Raw genomic sequence first — 24,496 nt, 5'->3', positions numbered from 1 at the left:
GAGCCGGTGCACCTTACTGCGGCTCGTCGACCACTCGCCTATCGCACGCCGTAGCGTGTGAAATCGTCGCCGATGCTGCCCTGGATCGCCTTGGCCGCCGCCATGTCGGTATTGCCGCCGGCCTTGTCACCCTGCTTCAACTTCGCCAGGCCGCGGCCATAAAGTGCGCTTGCGAGTTTGGGATCGATGCGAAGTGCGGAGCTGTAGTCGGCGATCGCCGCGCCCAGCTCGCCGGTCTTCAGATAGATAAGGGCACGCGAGTCATACGTCGCGGCGTTGGTTGACGCCAATTGAAGGGCCTTGTTGCAATCTTCCAGCGCCGCCTGCAATTCGCCGAGGATGGCCCGGCTCCAGCAGCGTCCGTTCCACACCCCATCGAGCTTCGGCTCGAGGCGAATTGCCTCATCGTAGTCCTGCGCCGCGCGTGCATAATCGTTCTTCTTCAAATAGGCGCCGGCGCGGTTGGCGAAGGCCTCGCCGTAGTTCGGGTTGAGCTTGATCGCCTGATCGAAGGCGTCGGTCGCGCGATCATATTCGCGCTTCCTGAGATAGGCCACGCCGCGGTTGTTGAACGGCTTGGTGTAGGTCGGATTGAGCTCGATCGATCGATCGAAATCCCGGATGGCGCCGTCATAGTCTCCCTTGGCGGCGTAGGCGTTACCACGGTTGTTATAGGCGATCGCGAGGCCAGCCTGGGTCATGTCCTGCCCCGCATCGATCAGCGCCGTGCAGGCAGCAATGCGCGCGTCGGCCGGTGTGCGATCGAGGCCGCTGCACAATCCGATAGTGCGGAGATAGCTATCCTTCTTCGGGTTCTGCGCGACCGCCGGCAACACTGGGAGCGTCGCAACGAGGAGCGATATCAGGCTGACAATTGCGCCGGCGCTTGCACGAAGTTTCATATCGGGCCTTGCTTGCACGAAACGGGCTGCGCCTGGCCTAGCACCCTCGACAGATGTTGGGATTGAACTTGTGAAGGGTGTTTTGCTCAGGTTGCTGCGGCGTTCGAGTCCCGACCTTCCTGACCTTGCTCTTGCCCTCTTCAACGAGCGTGGCGAACCTCACCGTTCCATCGTCCGATATCTCGATGCGTGGCGTGGTGCCTCGAATGCCCATCGTTGCGACAGGGGTGTCGATCTTCATGTCTCCGGTCTTCGCAATGTTGCCGGCAACGAAGGTGAACGTCCCATTGGTCAGTTTGAGCAAGGTCGAGTTCGACTTGCCGTTCGGGTCGTACACGAACTCGGTCATCGCCATCTTGGCGTTGCTCGACAGATTAAACGAAGTGCCGTCGGAGAAATTGATCCCGACGCGTCCGTCAGCTCCAGTTTGCACCACGTCGCCCAGATACACGGGGTCGCCGACCTGCGCCTGAGGCAGTTTGCCGGGCAGCCCTGCCTGAACGACGACTGCATTCGGATGCTCGATCGTGACCGAACCCGTGGCGGCTACGACCCTTCCGATGAATTTCAATTGGATATTGTCCGGTTCGGTTTGCGCCTGGACCTGGCCGGACGTGAGCGTTGCGAGCGCCAGGACGAAGCTTGCAAGCAATTGAACAATCAAATGGATGCGCACGATCCCCTCCTCGAAAAGGTCTTGTCGTGCCGGGGCTCGATGGGTGACCGGGACCACCGGGCCGAGACCGCAGGACCTTGAGTGCCAAACGAGTTGTCGCAGACAGGCCTAAATGCCTGACGCAGTTCGACTAAAAATTAATAAGTGGACAATTTGCATGGTAATCATACTATTAATTTTGCGGGGCTGCACGCGCGATAAAGGACAGCTGTTCTGTCCTTTTCGTAAGGCTTCCCCGCAGTATTGGAATTCCATTTTTACTGCCGAATTTGGTTTCAATCAGGACGTTTCAGCGGACAAGCCTATGGCTGACGGCGCGGGGTTTTTCGCCGCGTGGCCGAACCAAGCCAAAATAAAAAGACTGCGGCGCCACTTTCCGCTCGAACTGCCTAACAGGCAAAAAGCCAATGTCAGTTGCGTCCGGCGTAGAGTTCGGGGACGCGTGCATGGCCGTTTTGGGCCAGCCGCCCCGCTTAGTTGGCACTGTTCGGACGGCGATCGGCTGCGGCACGATCGCGGGTGCCCGCGGCATACCGATTCAAATCGTAGCTGGCGATCCCGTTCGCCAGGGTGACGTCATCGAGGTCGGAGCCGGCGGGCGGATCGAAATCCGCCTGGTCGATGGCAGGGTGCTCAATTTGCCGGCCGGCACCCGGCTGGAGTTGGACATCGCGCAGGACCCCACCGGGGGCTTGCGGCCGGGCCTGTTCGCGAAAACCAGAAGCCTCTTCCGCCTCATCGGCAGCCGGCTCGCAGGGTCTGGCGTCCTGACGGCGGACACACCGGTTGGCACCATCCGCGCCAGCGGCCTCGGCATGCTGTCGCTGGCCGCCCTGACCTTCTCGCTGCTGGAGGACGCCCGAGCCGCGGAGCCGAACGTCACGCTCCTGGACGACGACAACATCAAATACAAGGACCTCCACCACGGCGTGTTCGAACTCGTCACCAAGGAGGCGATCCCCCGTCACATCATCGTCGAGGATCCCGAAGAGACGATCATCCTGAGCAGAAGAGGCTCCTCCGTCGGCGTGAACCATGCCACGAATTCCCCTTCGCACATGGAGGAATTACGGGAGGCCCAACAGGAGACCCTTGCCTATTTCGAGAAAGGACCGGCATCGAAAGGATCCGGCATGCCTGCTCTCGAAGGCGGACAACTGCTGCTGCCGATCAATTTTATTCAGCAGTCCCCGCTGTCGCCGGTGCAAGATACGCTCGGGCCGCTGCCGGTAGCGACCTTCGCGAAAAATGATCTCTTCAAGCTGCCGCCGGTTCCGCCGAAGCTGAACCTCGGAGCGGGGCCGACTGAAATCGATACGGTGATATTTGACGACTTCAATGCGGCGAGCGGGACCTTTTCCGCGAGCAGCATCAAGGGCGGCGCACTGAAATTCGGCATCAGCGGAGGCGCCACAGGCGATACGGTGCTGGGACAGGCGACATACGACGTGTCGAGCGTCGGTACTTTTGGCACGCTCTATCTCAACAGCGCGACCGGAAGCTACACCTTCGTTCCGAACAATACCGCAATCAACGCGCTGAAGGCCAACACGACCCAGAGCTTCGTGATCACGGTCTCGGACGGCGCGCTTTCGGCCAGCGAGAGCTTCGACATCAGCATCCTGGGCGCCGACGACGCCTCCATCATCTCCGGCACCATGGCCGGCTCGGTGGTGGGTGCGGTCGGCGTCAGTCATGCCTCGCCCGGCCTGCTCATCGCAAAGGGCACGCTCACCGACACCGATGTCGACGATCCCGCCAATACCTTCACCGCCGTGAACGCGCCGACGACAAGCGCAGGTGGCTACGGCTCATTCACGCTCACAACGGCCGGCGTGTGGACCTATACGCTCGACAACGCCAACAGCTCCGTGCAAGCCCTCCATGTCGGCAACACGCTGACCGACAGCTTCACGGTGACCACGATCGGCGGAACCCCGCAGACGGTGACACTCACCATCCACGGCCCGCTGATCGAGGTTGGGACCGCGCCATCGCTGACGTTGAGCGAGACCCATCTGACAGCGACGACGCTGGACGACAACATCGCCGGCTCGGCACCGGACGCCGCGCTGACGACGACATCAGGCGAGTTCTCGGCGGCATTCGTCACCGAACCGGGTCTGACGGTCAGCTACGCACTGTCGATCACCGACGGCAACGGTACGGCGTCAGGATTGATCGATTCGCATACCGGCCTCGCTGACCTGCTGGTTCTGAACGGCAACACCATCGAAGGCCATGTCGGCACGGCAAGCGGGGCGCTCGCGTTTACCATCACGGTTGACCCGGCGACGGGCCGCGTGACCTTCGTCGAGCACCGCGCGGTCGAACAATCGTCGGGCACCAGCCCTGACAGCGGCGAAGGGATCGCGCTGGGGACCGGCCTCGTCAACCTGATCGCGACGGTCACGGAGAGCGACGGCCAGTACCAGGATCTAAGCATCGATCTCGGCAAGCAGCTGACAATCACGGACGACGGCCCGCGCATCGAGGCGGCGGGCACAGCCCCATCGCTGACGCTGAGCGAGACGCATCTGACGGCAACGGCGCTGGACGACCACATCGCCGGCTCGGCGCCGGACGCGGCGCTGACGACGACTTCCGCCGATTTCTCGACGGCGTTCACTTCGGTGCAAGGGGCCGATGGCGCGACCATCCGCTACGCGCTGACCATCACCGGCGGCAACGGCACGGCATCGGGGCTGATCGACTCGCATACCGGCCTCGCTGACCTGCTGGTTCTGAACGGCAACACGATCGAAGGCCGCGTCGGCGCGACCAACGGCACGCTGGCATTCACCATCACGCTCGATCCGGCCACGGGACGCGTGACCTTCACCGACTACCGGCCGGTGGAGCAACCGCTCGGCACCAGCCCGGACAGCGGCGAAGCCGTATCGCTGGCCGCGGGCATCGTGAGCCTGAACGCCACGATCACGGACAGGGACGGCGACTTCCAGAGCGCCGGCCTCGACCTCGGCAGCAGGCTGACCATCAGCGACGATGGCCCCTGCATCCGGGCCAATTGCACCGCTCCGTCGCTGACGCTGAGCGAGACGCACCTGACGGCAACGGCACTGGACGACCATGTCGCGGGCTCGGCACCGGACGCCGCGCTGACGAAAATTTCTGCCGATTTCTCGACGGCGTTCACCTCGCTCCAGGGCGCCGACGGCGCGACGACTCACTATGCACTGTCGATCAACGGAGGTGACTGCACCCCATCCGGTCTGATCGATTCGCATACCGGCTGCTCCGACGTGCTGGTTCTGAACGGCAACACCATCGAAGGCCATGTTGGCACAGCAAGTGGCGCGCTGGCATTCACCATCGCGGTTGATCCGGCCACGGGATGCGTCACCTTCACCGAATATCGCGCGGTGACGCATCCGGCCTGCGCCGGCCCTGACAGCGGCGAAGCCGTGTCGCTGACCGCCGGCGTCGTAAGCCTGGTTGCCACCATCACGGACAAGGACGGCGACTTCCAGAGCGCGTGCATCGACCTCGGCAAGCAACTGACGATCACGGACGATCACCCGACCATTTGCGGCTTCCCGGAGACCTTCGTCGCCGCTCAGGATCATCAGACTGCGACAGGTACCTACGATATCAATTTCGGCGCGGATGGCGATGCCGCGATGTTCGTTGCCGTCCACAACGGTCCGGTCGGCTGCACGGGATATGATCTGGCCACATCATGCCTGGGCAACGGCATCACCGCGGTGCACGTCACCGGACATGGCGATGATTACAACTTCTACTATACGACCCATGAGGTGGGCGGCGGCGTCGAGCTCGACGCGTATCTTACCGATTGCGGCGGTAGGTTGGACGATCCTTATTTCAAGTTGCTGATCAATCCGGATGGAACATTCTGCTTTGATCTCGAGCACGCCGGGCCGTCGAAGGACGTCACCGTCCATGGCTCCGATTTTGATGCCCCGATCTGCGGCACGCCGTCATTGACGGCTCCGGACGGACAACTGGTTATTACCGGGTCGGACTGCGCCGGCCAGCCGCTCGATGTCAAGGCATCGGACTGCGGTATTGCGGTCGGCGACAGTGGACTGCAGATGGACCCGGCCGAGCAGTTGAATCTCGCGTTCACCGAGAAGCAGTCGCAGGTCGGCTTCAATCTCACGGAATGGCAGGGCTACGGCACCGCCGGTGTGATCCTCAAGGTTCTTGATGGCAGCGCCGACGTTCACGACTTCTGCATCGATGTTCCCAGGCCGCTCTGCGGCAGTGCCGGCTTCGTGGTGCAGGAGACATCGGATGCTTCGCTGATCGACACCTACACCTTTGATGCCACGACGACGACGTATACGCTTTACGTTGACAGGTCGTTCGATCAAGTCCAGGTCGACTACGATCGGGTGGAAGCCGGGTGTCCCACCTTCGCGATCAACAACATCAGCTATACCGAAAAGACGAGCATCAATGCGGATCTGCTGTTCGATGTGACGGCGGTCGATGCGGACGGCGATTCGGCCACGAGCAGCCTTCAGGTCGATATTCAGTGCCACACGGCGGGGATGGACACCTTCATATTCGCCGCCAGCCAGGACAGCCCCGCGCCGCCGGTCGGCGCCAGCGCTCCCGCACCCGATGTTAGTCCGATGTCAACGAGTAGCCACGAGGACGCGGCGTTGTCTCAGGCAATCTTGCCCTTTGTAGACGGCGGAACGTCGGGAACGACCGAGCAGTCCTTTCATTTCGCGGAGCCTTCGAGCCTTGAACAGCAGGGAGCTTCGTCCCCTCCACAGTTTGATCAAAGCCTCGCGTGGTTCAGCCGCCACGACGATTCCGCCGGATTTCAGCTGGCGCAAGGAGTTGCAACTGGTGGAACGCCGGCAATGGGGCCGGCTGTCCCGGAGCACCAAACAGATTTCTTCCCGGACCATACGCCGGACGCCGTCGTGACCCATCCGCTACACGATCTGATCATGTAGCGATCGCTTCTTGTAGCGATCCCTTCGTCTAGCGATCCCTTGGGCGCGTGGCCGGCACTCCGGCCCGCGTCGGACGTTGTCGCGGGCCGGCAGCGTTTCTCGTGTCAGTGCCAGCCCTCGCCGGCCTTCAGCGCCGCCGAGAGGCTGCGCACCGGGCGCGTCACCAGCGGATCGAGATCGAAGCGCTTTTCGAGCATCTTGAGGATCGACGTGGTGTCGAAGTCCTCATGCGCGACGCCCGACTTGTTGAAGCGCTTGGCGATCAAGAGCGCCGGAATGCGGGTGCCCGGGCCCCACTGGTCCGCGGCCTTGGCTTCGGCACCATGACGGTTGAACGGCGGCGGCGGAACGTGATCCCACTGCCCGCCGAACTCGTCATAGGTGATGACGATCAGCGTGTCCTTGCCATCCGGCCCCTCGACGATCGCCTTGACGAGATCGACGAGATGCTGGCTGCCTTCGGACTCGCTGGTGTAGCCCGGATGCTCGTTTTCCTCGCCGATCGGCTTGATGAAGCTGACCTGCTTCAGCCGGCCGGTCTTCGCCGCCTGGATGAACTCCGCCTCGTCCTTCAGACGATCCTTGCGGGCCTGCGTTCCGGGCGCGTAGTTGGCGAAGTAGTTGAACGCCTGATGGTGGTACTGGAAATCCACGTCCGGGCAGTTCGGGAACACCGCCGTGGAAACATGGTTCGGGTCGGTGCAGGTCGTACCGTTGCCGTTGGTCCAGCCCGAAGCGCCGACGTCGCCGTTGGCGTTCGACCAGCCGCCCGAATACCAGGCCCAATCGACGCGCTTTGCCGACAGCCGATCGCCGATGTTCGGCGTGTGCAGCGGCGGCAGGCGCTTGATGTCGGCGGTGCCCGGGGAATAGGGCTGATAGAACGGCTGCGTCGTGTTGACCGCGTAGTCGCCGCAGGCAAGGCCCGCCGGCAGGCCGGCCTGATTGCACTTCGCCGTCAGCTGCGCATCCTTCACGGTCGAGAGCGGCGTGTAGAGCGGCGTGCTGGTCGGCATGCCGTTGGCATCGACGATCGAGTGGAAGTCGTTGGCGCTGCCGTCATTCAGGGCACCGACGAACTGGGGCGCCGCGGCGGCGACCAGGAACTGGTGGTTGAGGAACGAACCGCCGAAGGCACCCTGGAAGAAGCTGTCGGCAATGATGTAGTTCGGCGCGCCGTTGCCGTGGAGATAGGTGTAGATGGGCAGCTTCTTGGTGTCGTAATAGCCCATCACCAGACCCGCCGCATCACTGCCGGTCATGTAGCGGTTCTGCCGGCCGCCGTTGAGCTGGTACTGCTCGCTGTAGAAGCGGTGCACGATGTCCGCGGTGCAGCCGCCGGGCGCGCCGGTGCCGTTGAGGAAACCGTGAGCCGCGAAAGCGCCGAGCGGCTTCGGGCAGGTCGTGGCCGAGGTCGGAATGAATTCATTGATCTCGAACGGCTTGTTCTTGAAGGCGCTCAGGATCGCGACCGTGCCCGTATTGTCGGTGCAGCTCGTCGGTTGCGGCGACGGAGAAGTCAGGTTGACGTCGTTCTGCAGCAGACAAGCATAGACGGTCTGGTTGTCCTGCCGAACCTGCAGGGTGTGCGCCTGATCGGCATAGGATGTGCCGTTGATCCGGTCGCGGCCGACGTCGCCCCAGTGACCGTAGAGGTTATCGAAGCTGTGGTTCTCCTGATAGATGACGACGATGTGCTTGTACTGGTGCACGCCTTCATGGCCACGATCCCGCAGGTCGCGCAGCTCGTCCTTGATCTCGTGCTTGAACTCATCAACGATCTTTTCGACCAAATTCTCTGCGTTTGCTACCGGCGAGATGGCAACGGCGCCAGCAACAACCGCGAGCGCCGGAATGGCTCCCCAAAGCCGCATAGTGCTCTCCTGATTTAGAAAGAAATAGAAATGGAGCTACACGCTATGCAAAACACATTTCGCTGGGATGACTGTTTTTCGACGCGCGCGCAAACGCGCGGAAAGATGCTCGCGCACCAACAGACTTTCATCGTGTCAAACGCAGACTGCGTTGCGCTTCGCTGATCGAGCGTCATCAAACCGCAATCAAAATTCGTCTATCCAGTCAGATGGTCATTGATCCTGCCGACAGGAAACTGTCACCTCCGTGACATCTTCCGACGCACGGCAGCGCATATGCATTTGTGACAGGGGCGTTTTCGCGCGATGGCTTGGGATATTCTGGTGTCCGGCTCCGGAAAACATCGTGCGACAGCTGCCGATCGCGGCGTCAGACCGGCACGGGTCGCGTGGCTGGCGCTCGTCGTTGCCCTGCTCCCGTTGCGCGCGACGGCGTTCCCGCTCGGCGGCGACCAGACCGTGCTGCCGGCCGGCACCGAATTTTCCGAGGAAGCGCTGGCGCGGCCACGCGAGCTCTTTCATTCCGAGGCCGTCGGCGGGCGAAAATCCTATTTGGTCAATCTCGGCGATCTCGCGTTCAACTCGCCTTCCATCCTGGGCGGCAAGGCGCGTCAGGCCGAGATGAGCTGCGGCACCTGTCACGTCAACGGCGCATCGAACCCGAAACTGTTCGTTCCGGGCGCATCCTCCCGCCCCGGCACCTTCGATACGACCAGCCTCGTCTTCAACGCGAAGACGTTCAACAGCATCCTCGATCCGGTCAGGATTCCGAGCCTGCGCGGCGCCCGCTTCCTCGCTCCCTACGGACATGACGGCCGCATCACCTCGCTGCGCGACTTCGTCTATAATGTCATCGTCAATGAATTTTCCGGCCCGAAGCCGCGCGACGAGGTTCTCGACGGCCTCGTCGCCTATATCAACGATATCGATTTTCTCCCCAATCCGAAGATTGCACCCGGCGGCAGGCTTGCCGCGCAGGCGAGCCTGGCCGAGCGCCGCGGCGAGGCGCTGTTCTTCAAGCCGTTCCCGAAGCAGGCCGAGCTGAGCTGCGCCGGTTGTCATGTTCCGGGTGGTACCTTCAACGACCAGATGCGCCACGACGTCGGATCCGGTGGAATGGTCAAGACCCCGACTTTGCTGAACGCCAACTTCAACGCCCCGTATTTCCACGATGGCCGCTACGACAGCTATGAACAGGTGGTCGATCATTTCGATCGTGTGTTCGACCTCGAACTGTCGACCCAGGACACCCAGGACCTCGTGGCCTATCTGAATGCGGTCGGCGACGGCGAACGCCCGTTCGACAAGGACGGCGTCATGCTCCGGATGAAAGAGGTGCTCGAGCTCTCGAGCGTCCTCGAGGTCGCGATCCCGGCTGCCGACACCGCGGTGGTGTCGCTGGCCGTGACCGGGGTCGGGGCCGAACTGCGCGAACTGACCGAGCGCATCCCGGACATCAGGAACACCGCGATCGGTGGCAAGGACGAGCGGCTGGCGGCGCGCGCGATCCTGAAGGACCTCGTTCTGACCCTGCGCCGCATCGATCTCGACGTCGCCGCCGGCCGTATCGACGATGCGATGGCCGAATATCGCAACTTTGCGCAGCTGGTGCACTTCGACGTACCCGTCGCCCTGAAAAAGGCCGAACCCTGGTCGCTGTTCAACAGCAGCGTGCATCAGTCGCACTACACTGCGCTCGGCCGGATCCTGCCGGTAACAAGCCTGCAGTCGCAGTAACGGACGGCGTGCTCACTCCGAAGCCGGCGGCTCAACCCATACGTCGCTCTGCTGGATCCGACGGATCAGCGCTTGCGGGTCGAACTTGCGCAAGCCTGCGGGAATTTCAAACATTTGCGCCGCCTGCGGCTCGTCGCGGATGTGATCGGCAGCGATCACCGTCCCATCCGCGGTCTTGATCCGTACCGGAAATCTGCGCGCGCGGTCGATCCAGCCGACAAAGCTCAAACCGGACGGCGCAGCGATTCGAAAGACGTCGGTATTCTGCCCAGCGATGGTTTCCTCTCCGTCGCGCTGGCAGTGCCACGCCGCGAGGTCGATCGGCGTGGACAGTTGCGCCATCGCCAGCCATTGCCGGCAGGGATCATCCGGATCAACCGGAATGAACATCCGGGTGAGCGGGCTCGATTGCCGCGCGTCCATGTAAACCCGTGCCGCCGGACGGACGAAATAGGCCGCGGGCTTGCCCGTATCGATCAGGAAGAACCCGTCGGGCAGCGCGCTTGTCTCGATCCGTGCTTTTCCGCCCGAGACCCGCAAGGCTCCCATGGCGGTTGCCGTGTCGTCCTTGTTCGCGACGAGGTCGGCGGAAAACTGCTGCGCCATGGCCGGGATCGCCGCGCCGGCCAGGATGGCGACGGCAAGCAGGCTAGCCGCGACGCTGCTGCTGATCGCGCACGTCTTCTTATTGCGTTTCATCGCATGTCTCCGGTCGATCAGGTGGCAGGGACAGAACATGACGGCGCCGACCGAACCATTGGTTCGATCGGCGCCGCCCTTGGATGCAGTCAAGACCTCGCCGTGGGCGAGAGCTTGATCACTCGGTGTAGGACAACGTGACCGGCTTGCTGAAGTCGAACGCGTCGAACATATCAGACAATGCCGGGCTGTTGGTCGGAACATACTCGTTGTTCTTCGAGTAGGTCGGGTTCGGCAGGTTGTCGCGGCTGCGGTTCGTGAGCGGCTGGAGAGCCCAGTTGCGCTCGATGAACTTCAGCAGCGAAACGTGGTCGGCGTAGTTGTGGTTGACCTTGCCGCCCGTCGAATAGGGCGAAAGGATCAGGGTCGGAATGCGCGGTCCGTCGCCGAAGAAGTCGATGGACTGCTGGTAGCCGGAGTCCCAATAGCCGCCGGCCTCGTCCCAGGTGATGAAGACAGCGGTTTCAGCCTTCAGCTCCGGGTTGTTGTCCAGCGAGTTGAGCACGTTCAGGACATAGGCCTCGAACAGGTCAACCTTCGAGCTCTGCGGATGACCGTCGAGCAGGCCGTCCGGCTTGCCGAAAGACACCGCAGGCAGCGTGTTGTTCTGGATCGCCGTGATCAGATCGGCAGTGTCCTTCATGTGAGCCTGACGCACGGCCGGGTTAGCCATGATCGAGGTCGCATACTGGAACGGATTGCAGATCTGGCAGTAGGCAATGCCGAGCGCGTGCGCCGGATCGGCGACCGCAGCGGCGCTGAGGTTGGGGTTCGACGGATTGGCGGCAACCGCGGCGTTGGAAAGCGCCACGGCGTCGTTGAACGCGCCACCGTAGAACGCCCAGGAGACATTCTTCTCCATGAGCGCATCGCCGATCGTGCGAACCGACGACGGCGGCACGTTGTTGCCACCCGACAGCGCGCCGTTCGGCAGATAACCCGGGTTGACGTTGTTGAGCATGTAGTAGTGGTTGGGCTTGCAGTTCGGCTCCGCCGCGTACGGCAGATTGTTGAGGTAGGTGACGATCGGCTTGACGCCGGGCTGGAAGACATCAGAGCAATTGCTCCAATTGCCATCGACGGTGTAGCGGTTGACCGAACCTGCGACCGGATTCGGATTGGCGATCAGGTTGGCCGGCGGCGTCACCGGATTGCCCTTGCCGTCGCTCCAGAAGGCCGCGTCGCCGGTACCGAGCATGAAGTGATTCGCGCCGGTGCCGCCGTGGAACGACTGGTGGAAGTTGTCGCTCAGGGTGAAGCGGTCGGCCAGCATCTTCAGGACCGGAGCCTGACCCTGCTGGGCGTTGTAGTAGCCCATCGAGTTGGCCATGCTCTTGTTGGATGCCGAATAGGTCGCCATCACGAACGGGAACAAATCGTTCAGGCAACCCGAATTGTTCTTCTTGGTGGCGTTGGCGGCGCTGCAGTCTTCCTGCTGCCAATCCTGGTAGAAGCGATGCGTCGAGTCGCCGGTGTAGTCGTCGTCGCTGATCTGCTCACCCTGCAACTGGAACGGTCCGTTCAGACCGCCGGCGCCGGGAATGCGGGTATCCAGCACACCGGTCGGCAGGCCGCTGAAGCCGGTGGTGAGGATATCGAGATCGGCCGGGTCCATGTCCTTCTCGACGCTGGCTTCGGCGATCGTCTTGAACGGGGGCGCGGTGTCGCTCTGCGCGGTCGGCGTGCCGGCCGTGTTCGGCTGCGGCATCGGGTTGGTCGCGTTGTAGGGCGACTTCGCGATGGTCGGTGCGCCGATATAGTACAAGGGCTGGCCCGCGACCGAGGACTGCTGCGCCTGCGCAAAGTTCGGTCCCGGCGTTCCATCCTCGTTGACGATGCCCTTCGACAACAGGTTGGAGATGGTCTGTCCCTTGCCCTTCGGCTTGTAGATACCGAAGGTGTGATCGAGACCGCGGTTCTCACCGATCAGGATGATGACGTGCTTGATCGGCGACGCGGTCTTCACGCCGTGATCGCCGTCACCATGATGGCCATGGTTCTCATGGTTCGCACGATCGCCCTCTTCGTGCGCCTGGTGATTGTGATGCGGACGCTTGTCCCAATCACTGCGGCCGCCCGGATAGTGAGCAGCATATGCGGCTGTTGCGACGAGCACCGTTGACGCGATGCAGAGCGCGGTGCTGGTTCGCCAGTGCTTTTTGTAATTCAAACTCATTGTCGACCTCAGGGTGTTTGCGGTTAGCAACACACACTGCTTAGTGCGACAATATGACGCATGGTTTTCGCTTACATGAAAGCGCGCAAGAAATTTCGAAACGTTCAAATATTTTCTGAGGAGACATCTGCCGCCGCGGCGGTGCATCTCCACGATTCAACCATGCAACCAATGATCGAAAATTGCTCACGCATCCGCGCCGCAGCGCAGATCGCAAAATCACTTCAATACAACGCAATCAATGCGAAAGGTGCTTGGAGCGCATCACCTGGCGAAGCGCAGCGTAATGTTGGTCATGCACGCCTTGATTGAATAGCGACCACGGCTCGGCGCTAGCCAACAGCGCAGGCACTGCAGCAGCCATCAGATTGCGATAATTCCTGAACTCGGTTGCGGCATCCGCGTTGCGCCCTGCCGCAACCGCCATCTCGATTCGCCGCAGCGTGAGCACGAGCTCCTTGAGGCCGTTGCGCGCAAGTACGCGCTGCTGCTCGCCGCCCGAGACGCTGGTGTTCTTGCGGTCGGGATATTGCTCGGTCAACTCGCGCAACTCGCGACCGATCGTATCGACCGCCAGCGCGACGATGTCCTTGTCACCGGACGGAATCGCGGTCGCGAGCACCGTCGAGAAATCGTTGATCTCCTTCAGCGTTGCCCCGGCGCCGTCGCGCTCATAGGGCTGAACGCCATCGCCGACTGCCGTGAGATAGGCGACGAGGTCGCCCTTGTCCTGCGCCGAGAGCTCGAGCTGAAAGGTCCGGTCGAAATAATCGACGACCTGGTCGTAATTGTCGAAGCGGCCGTCGTGAAAGTACGGCGCGTTGAAATCGGCATTGCGCAGCGTCGGCGTCTTGAACAGTCCGCCCGAACCGACATCGTGCTGCTGGTGATCGACAAAGCCGGACGACGGAACGTGGCATCCCGCGCAGCTCAGCGCGAGATCGTGCGGGAACGGCTTTGCGAACAGCACCTCGCCGCGGCGCTCCGCGTCGCTGATCTTGCCGGCCAGCCGCCCGGCGGGACCAAGGCTCGGATTGGGCAGGAAGTCGATGTCGTGAATATACGCCACGATCGCATCGAGCGTTGCCGGCGACGGCTCGGGACCTGCGAACTCGTTGGTGATGACGTTGTGGACGAAGTCGCGCAGCGAGGCGAATCGGCCGTCGGCGCCGTAGGGCGCTAGATAACGGGCGCCGCGCAGGCTCGGGATCCGCACTGGATCGAACGCCAGATTGTTGGCCTTCGGATTGAACAGCGGACCGGTGGTGTCGAACGTGCCGGGCCGGCTCGACATCTTCGGCATGAAGAATTTGGCGTTGTTCGCGCCATTGACGTGGCAGGTGCCGCAGCTCACGCCGGCCTGCCGCGCCACGTCACCGAGCAGCCCCGGCGAATTGAACGCGAGATCGCCGAGATTCACCAGATAGGACTTGGCCCCGGTCCGCTCGGACTGGAACACCTCGCGCGGCTTGTCGAGCGCATCCTCGTTCAGCTCGGTCGCGACAGGCAGCACGGTCTTGTCACCGTCGACCGGAAACGCCACCGCACGCCCGAACAGTGCCAGGGCGATCACACCGGAGAGCAGCGCAGCCAGACGCAGGTGAAGCGATGTCATCGCGCCTGGGCCTCCAGGGTCGGCCGCTGCAGCCCGAGCTTTGCCGAGGCGCTCTGCAACGCAACCACCAGTTCCTCGCTGGTCTGGCGCAGTTCGGCAATGTTGACATGCGGCAGGTCGGGCGTGGCGACAATCGCTTCGAGCTGCTCGATCCGGTTGGTCACCATCTCGTCGAGCTTGCCGTCGACCGTGTTGAGCGCGGCCGAGAAGATCGTGTGGTAGGCGAAATCGATGCCGGCGATGTTGTTGCGCATGTCGTCCAGCGAGGTGCCGCTGATGCGCGACTCGCCGCCATCGGCCTTGCTCTCTCCGACTTCGTAGGCGAGCCGCACCGTGCCATCCAGAAGGCCCTGCGGCGTCAGCTTGATATCCTTGAGCTTGCCGTGGAGATCGTTCAGATGCTCGACAAGGCCGGTCGCATCGGTGGCCACGTCGGTGCTGGCAGCTCCGAACAGTTTCGCCTCGATGGCGTGGAACCCGCTGTCCGCGTTGGGCCAGGCGTCGATCTGCGCGTCGAGCTCAGGCACGAACCCCGCGGTGAACACCTCCGAGCGCTCCCAGCCGGCGCGCGCCGACAGCCAGGCCTTCTTCGCTCCAGGCAAATCCGCCGCCGCGGCGCGCTCGCGAAGCGCACGCGCGCCTGTCAGCGCACTGGCGACGCCCTCGATCAAATATGGCCGGTAGCGCTCGGCGCCCTCCTCGAGAGCGCCGGCATTCGCGGCGCGCACGCCTGCGAACGCCGCCAGCAAAGCAAGGCACGCCGCCACTTGCATCTTGTGCATAGTCAACCCACTCGTCTGCCACGAAGGGCTCGCGGCATGTAGCGGGGCGAACTATTGTCGGTATCCTATGCGGATTTGTGACAGCGCAGACTTTTTGTCGCATCTTTTCTGCTTCGCGATCGTCGATGACGATCACAATTTTGCAAACTCGTTCGCGCTGCTGCAGACGGATTGAAATTGGACTGTTCAACGCGCGTGAGTTGTTGCAACACAACGTCCGCACCTGTCACACTTGTCCGTCGCCATGCAGATTGATCGCGAAGCCCTTTATTTTATCGGATCTTACGGTGCGCTTTGCATGCTTTGCTGCGCGGTCGCGCTGATCGATCTTCGCCACGGCATCATCCCGAATTGGCTGAACCTTGCGATCGCGGCGCTCGGTCTCGCCAACGTCGTCGTCACCGAAGGCACGATGGCCGCCTTCACCGCCATGGCGATTGCGGTCCTGGTCGGCATCGTGTTCCTTCTACTGCAGCGTCTTTACTTCGCCTTGCGGCATGTCGACGGATTGGGACTTGGCGACGTCAAGTTTCTTGCCGCCGCGGCGATCTGGGTCGGCGCGACAGGCGTTCCGACCTTGCTGCTGATCGCGGCACTCGCGGCGCTCGGTGTTGCCGGCGGCCTGCAACTCGCAGGTCACGAGATGAAGCGCCAGACCTCGATCCCGTTCGGCCCGTTTCTGGCGCTCGGGCTTCTCGTGACGCCGGCCCTTCAGAGCTGGCTCGCGTTGAACTAGCATCTCGGTCCGACGCGCGGTCACATCTGGCGCCGCGCTGCCAAGGGCTTCCTTTCCGTGCTGACCGGAACCAGGCGGACATCGCCGCTCTCGTCGCCGCCGGGCTGGGGCAATGTGAGCACGGCCCCCTGATCGTCCTTCTGCATCGTGACTTCGCGGCCGTTGATGGACCGCAGCTTCCATCCCTGGAAGTCATCGCCGATCTTCAGCCGCAGCGCCGTCTTGGTCGACTGATCGAGAAAGATCCCGAAGCTTTCGTCATCTCCCGCAATCGTGCCGACCAGCGACAGCGGCGGTGGCTCGATCGCGACCTTGCGCGGCGGCGGCGGCGCCGGCTTGCTGACCTCCGGTTCCGCAACGACGGCAGGCGGCGGTCGCCGCGACGGCGAGAACACCGGCCGGTCGCGCGTGTTGGACAGTGTCTTGAGCGGGATGCCCCACAACGGATTGGCGCTGAGCGGCCGGGGTGTCGGTGCCGGCGACGGGGCCACCCGGACCGATGTCACCGGTTCGGACGGCGGCGGTGAACTCAGCACCGGTCCACCGAGGCGTGTATCGTCGAGCATCCCGGCGTCCAATGCATCGCCGGACGGGGCAGGCACCGCAGCCGGCGCCGAATAGGCCGACACTGCCAACAGCACGATGGTCGCTGCGAAGCGTCGCATCATTTGGCTCCTCGCCATTGTCCGGAGACGCCGAGCAGCACGCGCAGCTTGCCGGGATCGGCGCCCTTGGCGGCCTCGTCGGCGACGGGTTGCACGACCAGTTGGTCGATGAACAAAAACGGCATGCCGGCTTCCAGATCGTAGAGCACCTGCTGTAATTGCGCCTGCTCGATCTCGCTGCTCGCGACCATGCTGATGAAGCCGGCCTTGGCCGGCGCGTTGGGAACATCGAGCTGCGTCGACAGCACGTTGCCGCCGGCCTTGATCACCGCGCCCGACACCCGTTGCAGCAAGGTGGCGCCGGCCACCGTGACGGTCGCCCCCTCGAGATAGGCCGAGCCGGTCGGCATCGCCGGCTGACCTGGCGCGGTATTCGCCTTGGATCGCCCCTCCAGTTGCTCCAGCAATCCGGCCGCTGCCGCAACATCGCTGCGCAGGCCGATGATGTCCGAGAGCGACGAGATGACGACAAAGAGCAGCAGCACGAACAGGCCGAGATAGCTCGCGGTCGCGACCATTGGCGAGGTGCTGACAGCGGTCAGCGATCGGGATGCTGCGCTCATGAGCCGGATCCAAAATAGGCAGTGATGTTGGCCTCGACGTGGAACCGCTCGGCCGATTCATTCGCCGCGCGCGTCGTCGGCGCGAAGAACGTCGCGCGGGTGAATTGCGGCGACTGTTCCAGCAGCCGGATCAGGGACGGCGCATCCTGGGTCAGCCCCACCACCTGCACCTTGTTGCCCTCGATGCGAAGTTCCGTCACATAGGTCGTGTCGGGCAGCACGCGCGAGACCGCTTCCAGGACCATGACGCTCGACGGCGTCGTCTGCTTGCGCTTGGCCAGCAGGCCGAGCCCGGACGAGTCGCCATTGGCATCGAGACGCAGCGCGGCGCGGCGCTGCGCGATCCGGTGTTGCAGGTCGTCCTGCTCGGATTGCAGCCACCCGCCGAGATAGATGTTCAGCAGCAGCGAGACCGCGGCCGCGGCCGCCGTCGAGGCCAGGCTGACGCGCAACAGGCGCGGAACCGAGGGCCCGGCAAGGCCGCGCAGCGACCTGTCGAGCAGCGTCACCTGCTGCGCGGCGCCGTCGCCGCCAACCGCCGGCGCGAACACCGCGATGGAGGCGGCGCCGAGCATCCTCGCCATCCGGATCAACGGATCGACCTTCGTCGCCGCGGTCGCGCCGAACGCGACTTCAATGCGGTCATTGGCGATCGGCTGCGGCGAACTCCAGCCAAAGACAGCATCGGCGGCGCTCCATGGTGTCAGCCGGTCGACCTGCGCGCGGATCATGCCGTCGAGGAAGTCGCTTGCCTGGCTCGGGAAATCGAGCACGCGGCTGACGATTTGATCCGATCGCAAACGCACCTCGATGCGGCTGCCGTCGAACGCGGTCTTCCACTCCGCCGGCAGCGGAGGCTGCGGCGCATCGTGATCGAGCCGGAACGAAACCGGCATCGAAGGCGAGCCATCCTTCGAGACCGCGAGGCGGGCGGTGAACGTGCCGTCGCCATTCTCGTCGAGCTCGATGCTGCGCCGGCGCATGAACCTGCCGGCGACGCCGTCGACGGTGGTCGCGACCGCGCCGATCCATTGCTCGAACCATTGCCGTGCTTCGGCAAGCATTGCCATCATCCTCTCTTGCGCAGCAGAACCGGGTTTCGCGGCTCGACGTCGTTTTGCCAGGACAAGACCCGATAAGGCTCGACCTTGTCGCCGAGTGCGATCACCGCCTCGGACGTGGTACGGTGACCGTTGCGGAAGCGGATCGAGATTGCGATCCGGTAGCACGGGCTCTGCGCCGTCGATGCCGCGCTCTGCTGGCTTGGGGCCTGCGTTCCGGCAGCGATTCCGTTCGGCGAAGCCGGGCGCGCCCCGAAGCCGTCCTGGTCCTTCCCCGACGCCTTATCGACGGCGAGAGCGACTTCCGGCGCGGCGATGGTCGGATCAACATCCGGACCGCCGTTGAACACCGTCACGAACGGCAACACGCGATCGACAAACGCTTCGGGGATGCCGGCGACCAGCGCCAGCTCGTTGATATGGGTGAACAGCCCCTGCCGCGGCGAATAGCCAAGCGCGTTGTAGCGCGCCGCCTCCACATTCTCGCTGCCCGGCGCGGGCCGGGTTCGCCAGCCGACGATCCGGTCGGCATATTCGGCGGCGGCGTCCTTGCGGGCGCCGAGCACGACGAACAGGCCGATCAGCATCTCCTTCGACGCGTAGTTCAGATCAAGGCGGCCGGCCTCCGACGTGAAGGTGATGCCGACGCTGGCATCGTCCAGCCCGAAATGAAACGCCCCGTACTGTGGTCTCGTCTTCTCGTCCGTCAGCGTCAGCTGATAGGCGGTGAGCTCGAGCCCGGCCGACACCAGCGCCTCGGTCTGCAACGACAGGTCGCTGGCCGCCAGCGCGCGCGCCGACGCGGCCAGATAGGCCGAGAAAATGATCGCCAGCGACGACAGCGCCAGCAGGATCCAGAGCACCGCAACGATGACGAAGCCGCGATTGGCCGGCGATCGGCCGACATTGCCGGACGCGCCCATCACGTCTTCCCCTGATCGGTGGCACTTCCGGAGCTCTGCTTGTCGCCGCAATTGCCGTCCGGCTTGGTGCAGTCGCTCGGAATCTGGACATGGACCGGCGCGATGGTCGAAACCGACAGGACGCGCTGGCTCGCCGCGTCGCGCACGGTCAGCCGGATCATCGCCGGCAGTCTGTCCGCGTCCTTCCACGCGCTCTTCCAGGCCCGGTCAGCACCGGCATAGGCGAACGACAGCCGATAGGGCGCGCGCAGCAGCACCACCGGGCTGCCGAGATGGACCTGCTCCGACAGCGACACCCCGTCAGCCAGCGGCGTGAACCGCGTCTGCGTGCGAACCGTGACGAACTCGCCGCGATCGCGCGTCTCGCCAAGGCGCACCACGTCGAGCCCCGGCCCGGCATTCGGCCCCACCGACGTGCGCACGAACATCACGGACAACTCCGATCCGTCGAACAGCGGCTTGTGGCTGTCGCGGTTGGCGGCAACGAACTCCGCGGCGGCAAGATCGGCGCCGATCCGCTCCAGCGCGATCCCGATCAATTCGCTGCGCTGGATCCGGTCGAGGCCCCTGTTCCAGCTCGGCAGCCACTGCGCCGTGATGCTGGCGAGCGCCGACAGCAACAGCCCCATCAGCGCCAGCGCGACGATGGTCTCGATCAGCGTGAAGCCGCGCTCGCCCGTTCGCTGGTCTGCCCATGCCCGGGTCATTCCGACGCCCTCGGCATCAGGCGCACGGTGCGAATGTCGGACAGCGCACCGCCCGGAGATTTGACGCGAATCCGCACCAGCTCCGGAGCCCAGGGCACATTGCCCTCGGGCACCTTCCAGTCGCCACCGAGCGGACTGACATCAATCGTCCAGCGGTAGCCCTCCGCCTGCCCCGTCGAGGTGCCCGACTGCAATTCCGCGCGGGGCGGGATGCCGACCGTCATCAAGGTGCGCACCGCCTGCATCAGCGCCACGTGCTGCTCCAGCGCTCGCACGCCGCGCGTCTTGACGCCCATGACGGCGCCGATCGCAACGATCGAGACAGCCACCAGCGCCAGCGCCACCAGCACCTCGATGATGGTGAACCCCGCATCAGCGCGGTCAGTTGGCGGCGACGTCGCGAGCAACGATTTCAACCCTTCCGGTAAGCCAGTTGACGCGGACCTCATATCCCGCATCGAGCCGCGTCAGCGCGATGGAGCCGCCGCAGGACCCGCCATCGGCGAAGAAGCGGATGGTCGACAGTGCGGCGCGGCGCTGACAGCTCTGCGGCAGCACGGCATCGAACCGCACGTCTTCGGGGATCCGCACCGTCATGCGCGATGCGCCGGAGTGGATCACCCGGCTCGGCGCATCGACCAGCGTCGCAACACTGGTGCTGCGCTCGATGGCGGCATTCCGATCGGCCTTCAGCAGCGTCGCGGTCTGCAATGCATAGGCCTGCAGGCGCGATCGCGAGGTCTGGTGCGGAATGAACGGAAGCAGCACGGCCGCCAGCAGCGCGATGATGGCGAGCACGCACACCATCTCGAGCAGGGTGAAACCGCGCTGCGTCGCGTCACTCATGCTTGCCATGCATCCTTACTGGTCGTTGTTGGCGGCGGTGGTCTTCTCGAGCGAGATATCGGCCGAGGTGCCGCTGCCGCCCTCCTGACCATCGGAGCCGTAGGAGACGATGTCATACGGTCCGTGCTCGCCGGGCGAGCGATAGAGATAAGGATGGTTCCAGGGATCGTTCGGCACGTTGCCGCCCTTCAGATACGGGCCGTTCCAGGCCGCGACCCCCGGCGTGCGCCGCACCAGGGCGGCAAGCCCCTCAGCCGTCGACGGGAAGCGCCCGGCGTCGAGGTAGAACAGGTCGAGCGCGCTGGAGAAGCTCTGCAACTGAATGCGCGCGGTCTTGACCTTGGATTCGCTGAGATAGTTGAGCACGCGCGGGCCGATCAGCCCCATGATCAGGCCGATGATCGCGATCACCACCAGCATCTCGACCAGCGTGAAGCCCTCCTGCCCCGAACGCCTCTGGCTTTGCGACGGCGTGCGAGCGCGTTCCGCTCGCGTGGCGAATGCCTTTATGATGATGTTGCGCGATATCATGGCCGATGACCCCTGCTCTAACCGACTAGCTGTGTGACCGAGAGCAGCGCCGTCATGACCGACACGATCAATCCGCCGACGACGGTGCTGATCGTGATGATCGCTAGCGGACCGACGATGCCGACGACCCGGTCCAGGCTGCGCTGCAATTTTGCTTCGTAGAATTCCGCGACCCGCCCGGCCAGCACCGGCAGCTGCCCGGTCTCTTCACCGAGCCGCAGCATGCGGACCGCCATCGGCGGCAGACTGTCCGCCACGGCGAGTGCTTCCGACAATTTGCCGCCATGGCGGACGCGGTCGGCGGCGGCGGTCCAGTTCGCCTCGCTTCCGGTCACTGACATGATGTCGACCAGGATGCGCAACGCGGCGGTGAGGTTGACACCGCTGCCGAGCAGGACGCCGAGATTGCGGCAGAACAGGCTGGCGCGATAGAACTGGAAAGCGCTGCTGATGCCCGGCACCCGCGAGATGGCGTTGACCAGCGCGGCGCGGACGCGCGCCTGCCGCAGCAGCCACCATGCGAGCGCAATCGTTGCCGCGCTGATCAGGCTTGCCGCGGTGGCATTGGCGCGCAGGAAATCCGATACCGCAATGAAGCTGGCGAGCGCCGTGTCCGACTTGCCGCCGAAATCGCCGAGCACGGTCGAGAATTGCGGCAGCACGAACAGCAGGAAGAACAGCATCACGCCGGACGCCGCGACCAGCACGAAGGCCGGATATTGCATGGCGTCGGTCAGCTTGCGCCGCATCTGCTCGGAACGCGCGCGCTCGGTGCCCAGCATCTCCAGCACGGAATCGAGCGTGCCGGAGATCTCTCCCACCCGGACCAGGGCGATGTACATCGGCTGGAACAGGGTTGGATGATCGGCGACCGCGTCGGCAAAGCTCTCGCCGGTGAGCAGGGCGGCGCGAATTTTCGCCACCACCGGACGCATCCGGCCCACGTCCGCGTCGCCCGACAGCAACTCCAAGGCATCGTCGAGACGCGCACCGGCCTTGAGCAGCAGTGCGAGATCACGCGTGAACGTAGTGACCTCGGCCGCGCTCGGCCCGCCGAACAGGCTGCGGCCACCGGTGCCGCCGGATGCGCGCTTGTCCTCGGTGGTTTCGATCGGCAGCAGCTTGAGATATTCGATCCGCCGCGCCACCTCGGCCGCCGTCGGGGCGGAGATCGTGCCGTTCACGATCTCGCCGGCCTGGGTCAGAGCGCGATAGCGATAATTCGGCACGGCGTCACCGCACCGTTGCGACGCGGAGGATCTCGGCGGGCGAGGTCAATCCGGCGCGGCATTTCGCGACCCCGTCGTCGAGCATCGTGGTCATGCCCGAGCGGATCGCCATCGTATCGATCTTCAGCCCGTCGGTTCGCTCCCCGATCAGTTCGCGCAGTTCATTGGACAGTTCGAGCAGTTCGAACACGCCGAGGCGGCCTCGATAGCCGGTCCCGCCGCAGCGCTCGCAGCCGCATGGCTCCTGAATGATCTCGTCGGCCTTGAAGCCGAGCGCGGCGAGCCGGGGGTCCTCGGCGAAATCGGCTGTTGCAAGCGGCCGCGCCGTCTTGCAGCGCTCGCAGAGTTGCCGGACCAGACGCTGCGCGATCACGCCGCGCAGCACCGAACGCAACAGATAGCCTTCGACCTCGAGGTCGAGCAGACGCGGCACCGCGGCAGCCGCGGTCTCGGTGTGCAGCGTCGTCAGCACCAGATGCCCGGTCAGCGCCGCATGCACCGCGACATGCGCGGTCTCGGAATCGCGGATTTCGCCGACCATGATCACATCCGGGTCCTGGCGAACGAAGGACCGCAGGGCGGTGGCGAAGGTCAGGCCGATCGCGGGCTTGATCTGGGACTGGTTGACCCCGGGAAGCTCGTATTCGACCGGATCCTCGATGGTCAGGATCTTGCGGCTGGGCTCATTGAGGATCGACAGGATCGTCGCCAGCGTCGTGGTCTTGCCGCTGCCGGTCGGCCCCGTGATCACGACCATGCCGTGCGGCAGCTTCAAGAGCCGCCGCAGCTTGGCTTCGTCAGGCTCGGAGAATCCGAGCTTTTCGACCACCAACAAGCCGCGATCCTTGGGCAGGATGCGGATGACACAGGATTCGCCGTGCTGCGTCGGCATGATCGCGACGCGGATATCGATGTCGGTGCGACCGGCCCGCAGCCGCGCCGCGCCGTCCTGCGGCAGGCGGCGCTCGGCGATATTGAGGTTGGCGATGATCTTGATGCGGGAGACCACCGCCTGGGGCAGCACGCCCGACAGCGCGGCGACCGGCCGGAGCAGACCATCGATCCGTAAGCGCACCATGAGCCCGCCGGAAAACGGCTCGATATGGATGTCGCTGGCGCGAAGCTCGACCGCCTTCTCAATGAGATCGTTGACTGCGCGCACCACCGGCGCGCCGCTGGCGAGATCGCGCAGGCTCTCGATGTCGTCTTCGCGGGGCAGCGCCGCGGCGCTATCGGCGGCCTCGGCCTCTTCAGTGCTGGACGAGTTGTTCAGCGCGATGGCGACGTCTTCCGACGAAGCCACCTTCACATGGATGCCGGCGCCAAGCACGATCTGTGCCGCCCGCAGCGTCGCCTGATCGGTCGGGTCGACGACGGCGAGCACCGTGGTCCCGTCGACCGCGCGGCACGGATAGACCATGGTCTCGCGCAGGAAGCGCGGCGAGAACGACCCGACCAGCGGTTCGGCCGACGTCATCTCCTGAAGCGTCAGCCGGCCGAGCGCAAAGAAGCGCGCGGCTTCGTCGGCGAAGTCGGTCGGCGAGAGGCTGGTAACCTCCCACAGCTTCAACTGCCTGACGTCGGCGCCCTGCCCGGTCCGCTCAGCCGGTCCATCGCTCGGCGCCAGGTGATTGTTCTGACGCAGATAATCCACGAACCGAACGGACAGGTCGTTGGCCATTCTCGATATCCCGCCACACTATCCCGGATCAGTTCGTGCCAAGTGCCACTGCGTGCCGTCGCGTTCGGCTCCCGGCAATTGTGCGGTTATCGATCCGAAGTGTGACAGCTGTGCGAAGTCACATCATTCGTCCCGCTC

The 24,496-nt window shown here is 64.0% G+C and carries 20 protein-coding genes; 3 read left to right on the top strand and 17 right to left on the bottom strand.

The genetic code is table 11. The annotated features are described in order from the left end of the window. Positions 1-38: 38 nt before the first annotated feature. Together J2R78_RS21165 and J2R78_RS21160 are read right to left on the bottom strand one after the other, a co-directional pair. On the bottom strand, positions 39-902 hold the full coding sequence (locus tag J2R78_RS21165) for a tetratricopeptide repeat protein (RefSeq protein WP_082653818.1): 864 nt from the start codon (positions 900-902) through the stop codon (positions 39-41). A 37-nt stretch (positions 903-939) separates the two neighbouring features. Continuing rightward, positions 940-1,578 (bottom strand): FecR family protein, encoded by a 639-nt coding sequence (locus J2R78_RS21160; RefSeq protein WP_253606599.1) that lies wholly within the window; start codon positions 1,576-1,578, stop codon positions 940-942. Positions 1,579-2,024: 446 nt separating this feature from the next. Here J2R78_RS21160 and J2R78_RS21155 point away from each other — a divergent pair, with 446 nt between their 5' ends. Further along, on the top strand, positions 2,025-6,533 hold the full coding sequence (locus tag J2R78_RS21155; protein WP_253606597.1) for a DUF5801 repeats-in-toxin domain-containing protein: 4,509 nt from the start codon (positions 2,025-2,027) through the stop codon (positions 6,531-6,533). 104 nt (positions 6,534-6,637) lie between these two features. On the opposite strand, the gene J2R78_RS21150 is transcribed toward J2R78_RS21155, so the two are convergent. Beyond that, the gene (locus tag J2R78_RS21150; protein WP_253606596.1) at positions 6,638-8,407 is read right to left on the bottom strand and encodes an alkaline phosphatase family protein; all 1,770 of its coding nucleotides are present in this window, start codon (positions 8,405-8,407) and stop codon (positions 6,638-6,640) included. 324 nt (positions 8,408-8,731) lie between these two features. Here J2R78_RS21150 and J2R78_RS21145 point away from each other — a divergent pair, with 324 nt between their 5' ends. Then, positions 8,732-10,144, top strand: coding sequence for a cytochrome c peroxidase (locus J2R78_RS21145; protein WP_253606594.1), 1,413 nt, complete (start codon positions 8,732-8,734; stop codon positions 10,142-10,144). A 12-nt stretch (positions 10,145-10,156) separates the two neighbouring features. Here J2R78_RS21145 and J2R78_RS21140 read toward each other — a convergent pair whose 3' ends face one another. The 4 genes from J2R78_RS21140 to J2R78_RS21125 all read right to left on the bottom strand — a co-directional run bounded on the left by J2R78_RS21140 (position 10,157) and on the right by J2R78_RS21125 (position 15,416). Further along, positions 10,157-10,843, bottom strand: a complete 687-nt coding sequence (locus tag J2R78_RS21140) for a hypothetical protein (RefSeq protein ID WP_253606592.1) — start codon at positions 10,841-10,843, stop codon at positions 10,157-10,159. Positions 10,844-10,961: 118 nt separating this feature from the next. Further along, a complete protein-coding gene (locus tag J2R78_RS21135; protein WP_375167130.1) occupies positions 10,962-13,013 on the bottom strand; it encodes an alkaline phosphatase family protein in 2,052 nt (683 codons plus the stop codon). Positions 13,014-13,257: 244 nt separating this feature from the next. Further along, positions 13,258-14,634: a cytochrome c peroxidase gene (locus J2R78_RS21130; protein ID WP_253606589.1), complete on the bottom strand. Its 1,377-nt coding sequence runs from the start codon at positions 14,632-14,634 to the stop codon at positions 13,258-13,260. Next, entirely contained in the window at positions 14,631-15,416 is a 786-nt protein-coding gene (locus tag J2R78_RS21125; RefSeq protein WP_092080432.1) for an EfeM/EfeO family lipoprotein, read from the bottom strand. The genes J2R78_RS21130 and J2R78_RS21125 overlap by 4 nt, the downstream gene beginning before the upstream one ends. A gap of 298 nt (positions 15,417-15,714) precedes the next feature. On the opposite strand from J2R78_RS21125, the gene J2R78_RS21120 reads away from it, so the two are divergent. Next, positions 15,715-16,152 (top strand): A24 family peptidase, encoded by a 438-nt coding sequence (locus tag J2R78_RS21120; RefSeq protein ID WP_063790104.1) that lies wholly within the window; start codon positions 15,715-15,717, stop codon positions 16,150-16,152. Between the two features lie 20 nt (positions 16,153-16,172). Here the strand turns inward: J2R78_RS21120 and J2R78_RS21115 are convergent, their stop codons facing one another. Genes J2R78_RS21115 through J2R78_RS21070 form a run of 10 tightly spaced genes read right to left on the bottom strand, consistent with a single transcriptional unit; the run spans position 16,173 to position 24,358 of the window. Beyond that, positions 16,173-16,817 (bottom strand): hypothetical protein, encoded by a 645-nt coding sequence (locus tag J2R78_RS21115; protein WP_253636016.1) that lies wholly within the window; start codon positions 16,815-16,817, stop codon positions 16,173-16,175. After that, positions 16,817-17,380 carry a type II secretion system protein GspM gene (gene gspM / locus J2R78_RS21110; RefSeq protein WP_229160386.1) on the bottom strand — a complete coding sequence of 188 codons (564 nt, stop codon included), beginning with the start codon at positions 17,378-17,380 and terminating at the stop codon, positions 16,817-16,819. The genes J2R78_RS21115 and gspM overlap by 1 nt, the downstream gene beginning before the upstream one ends. Continuing rightward, positions 17,377-18,450 (bottom strand): PilN domain-containing protein, encoded by a 1,074-nt coding sequence (locus tag J2R78_RS21105; RefSeq protein ID WP_092080420.1) that lies wholly within the window; start codon positions 18,448-18,450, stop codon positions 17,377-17,379. The genes gspM and J2R78_RS21105 overlap by 4 nt, the downstream gene beginning before the upstream one ends. After that, positions 18,450-19,364: a general secretion pathway protein GspK gene (locus J2R78_RS21100; protein WP_253606586.1), complete on the bottom strand. Its 915-nt coding sequence runs from the start codon at positions 19,362-19,364 to the stop codon at positions 18,450-18,452. The genes J2R78_RS21105 and J2R78_RS21100 overlap by 1 nt, the downstream gene beginning before the upstream one ends. Next, the gene (locus J2R78_RS21095) at positions 19,364-20,071 is read right to left on the bottom strand and encodes a type II secretion system protein J (RefSeq protein WP_253606584.1); all 708 of its coding nucleotides are present in this window, start codon (positions 20,069-20,071) and stop codon (positions 19,364-19,366) included. The genes J2R78_RS21100 and J2R78_RS21095 overlap by 1 nt, the downstream gene beginning before the upstream one ends. Continuing rightward, complete coding sequence (locus tag J2R78_RS21090; protein ID WP_229160390.1) at positions 20,068-20,487, bottom strand: prepilin-type N-terminal cleavage/methylation domain-containing protein; 420 nt, start codon at positions 20,485-20,487, stop codon at positions 20,068-20,070. The genes J2R78_RS21095 and J2R78_RS21090 overlap by 4 nt, the downstream gene beginning before the upstream one ends. Then, entirely contained in the window at positions 20,453-20,917 is a 465-nt protein-coding gene (locus J2R78_RS21085) for a type II secretion system protein (RefSeq protein ID WP_253606583.1), read from the bottom strand. Before J2R78_RS21085 ends, J2R78_RS21090 begins: the two co-directional genes overlap by 35 nt. A 15-nt stretch (positions 20,918-20,932) precedes the next feature. After that, entirely contained in the window at positions 20,933-21,448 is a 516-nt protein-coding gene (gene gspG, locus J2R78_RS21080; protein ID WP_050386312.1) for a type II secretion system major pseudopilin GspG, read from the bottom strand. A 17-nt stretch (positions 21,449-21,465) separates the two neighbouring features. Then, positions 21,466-22,677, bottom strand: a complete 1,212-nt coding sequence (locus J2R78_RS21075) for a type II secretion system F family protein (RefSeq protein ID WP_253606581.1) — start codon at positions 22,675-22,677, stop codon at positions 21,466-21,468. Between the two features lie 4 nt (positions 22,678-22,681). Beyond that, positions 22,682-24,358, bottom strand: a complete 1,677-nt coding sequence (locus J2R78_RS21070; protein ID WP_253606579.1) for a GspE/PulE family protein — start codon at positions 24,356-24,358, stop codon at positions 22,682-22,684. Positions 24,359-24,496: the final 138 nt, after the last annotated feature.

This window comes from Bradyrhizobium sp. USDA 4538 (genome assembly GCF_024171045.1).
Classification (GTDB): Bacteria; Pseudomonadota; Alphaproteobacteria; order Rhizobiales; family Xanthobacteraceae; genus Bradyrhizobium; species Bradyrhizobium australafricanum.
The sequence above is the reverse complement of the archived record's forward strand: the minus strand, read 5'-3'. Positions and strand labels throughout refer to the sequence as shown.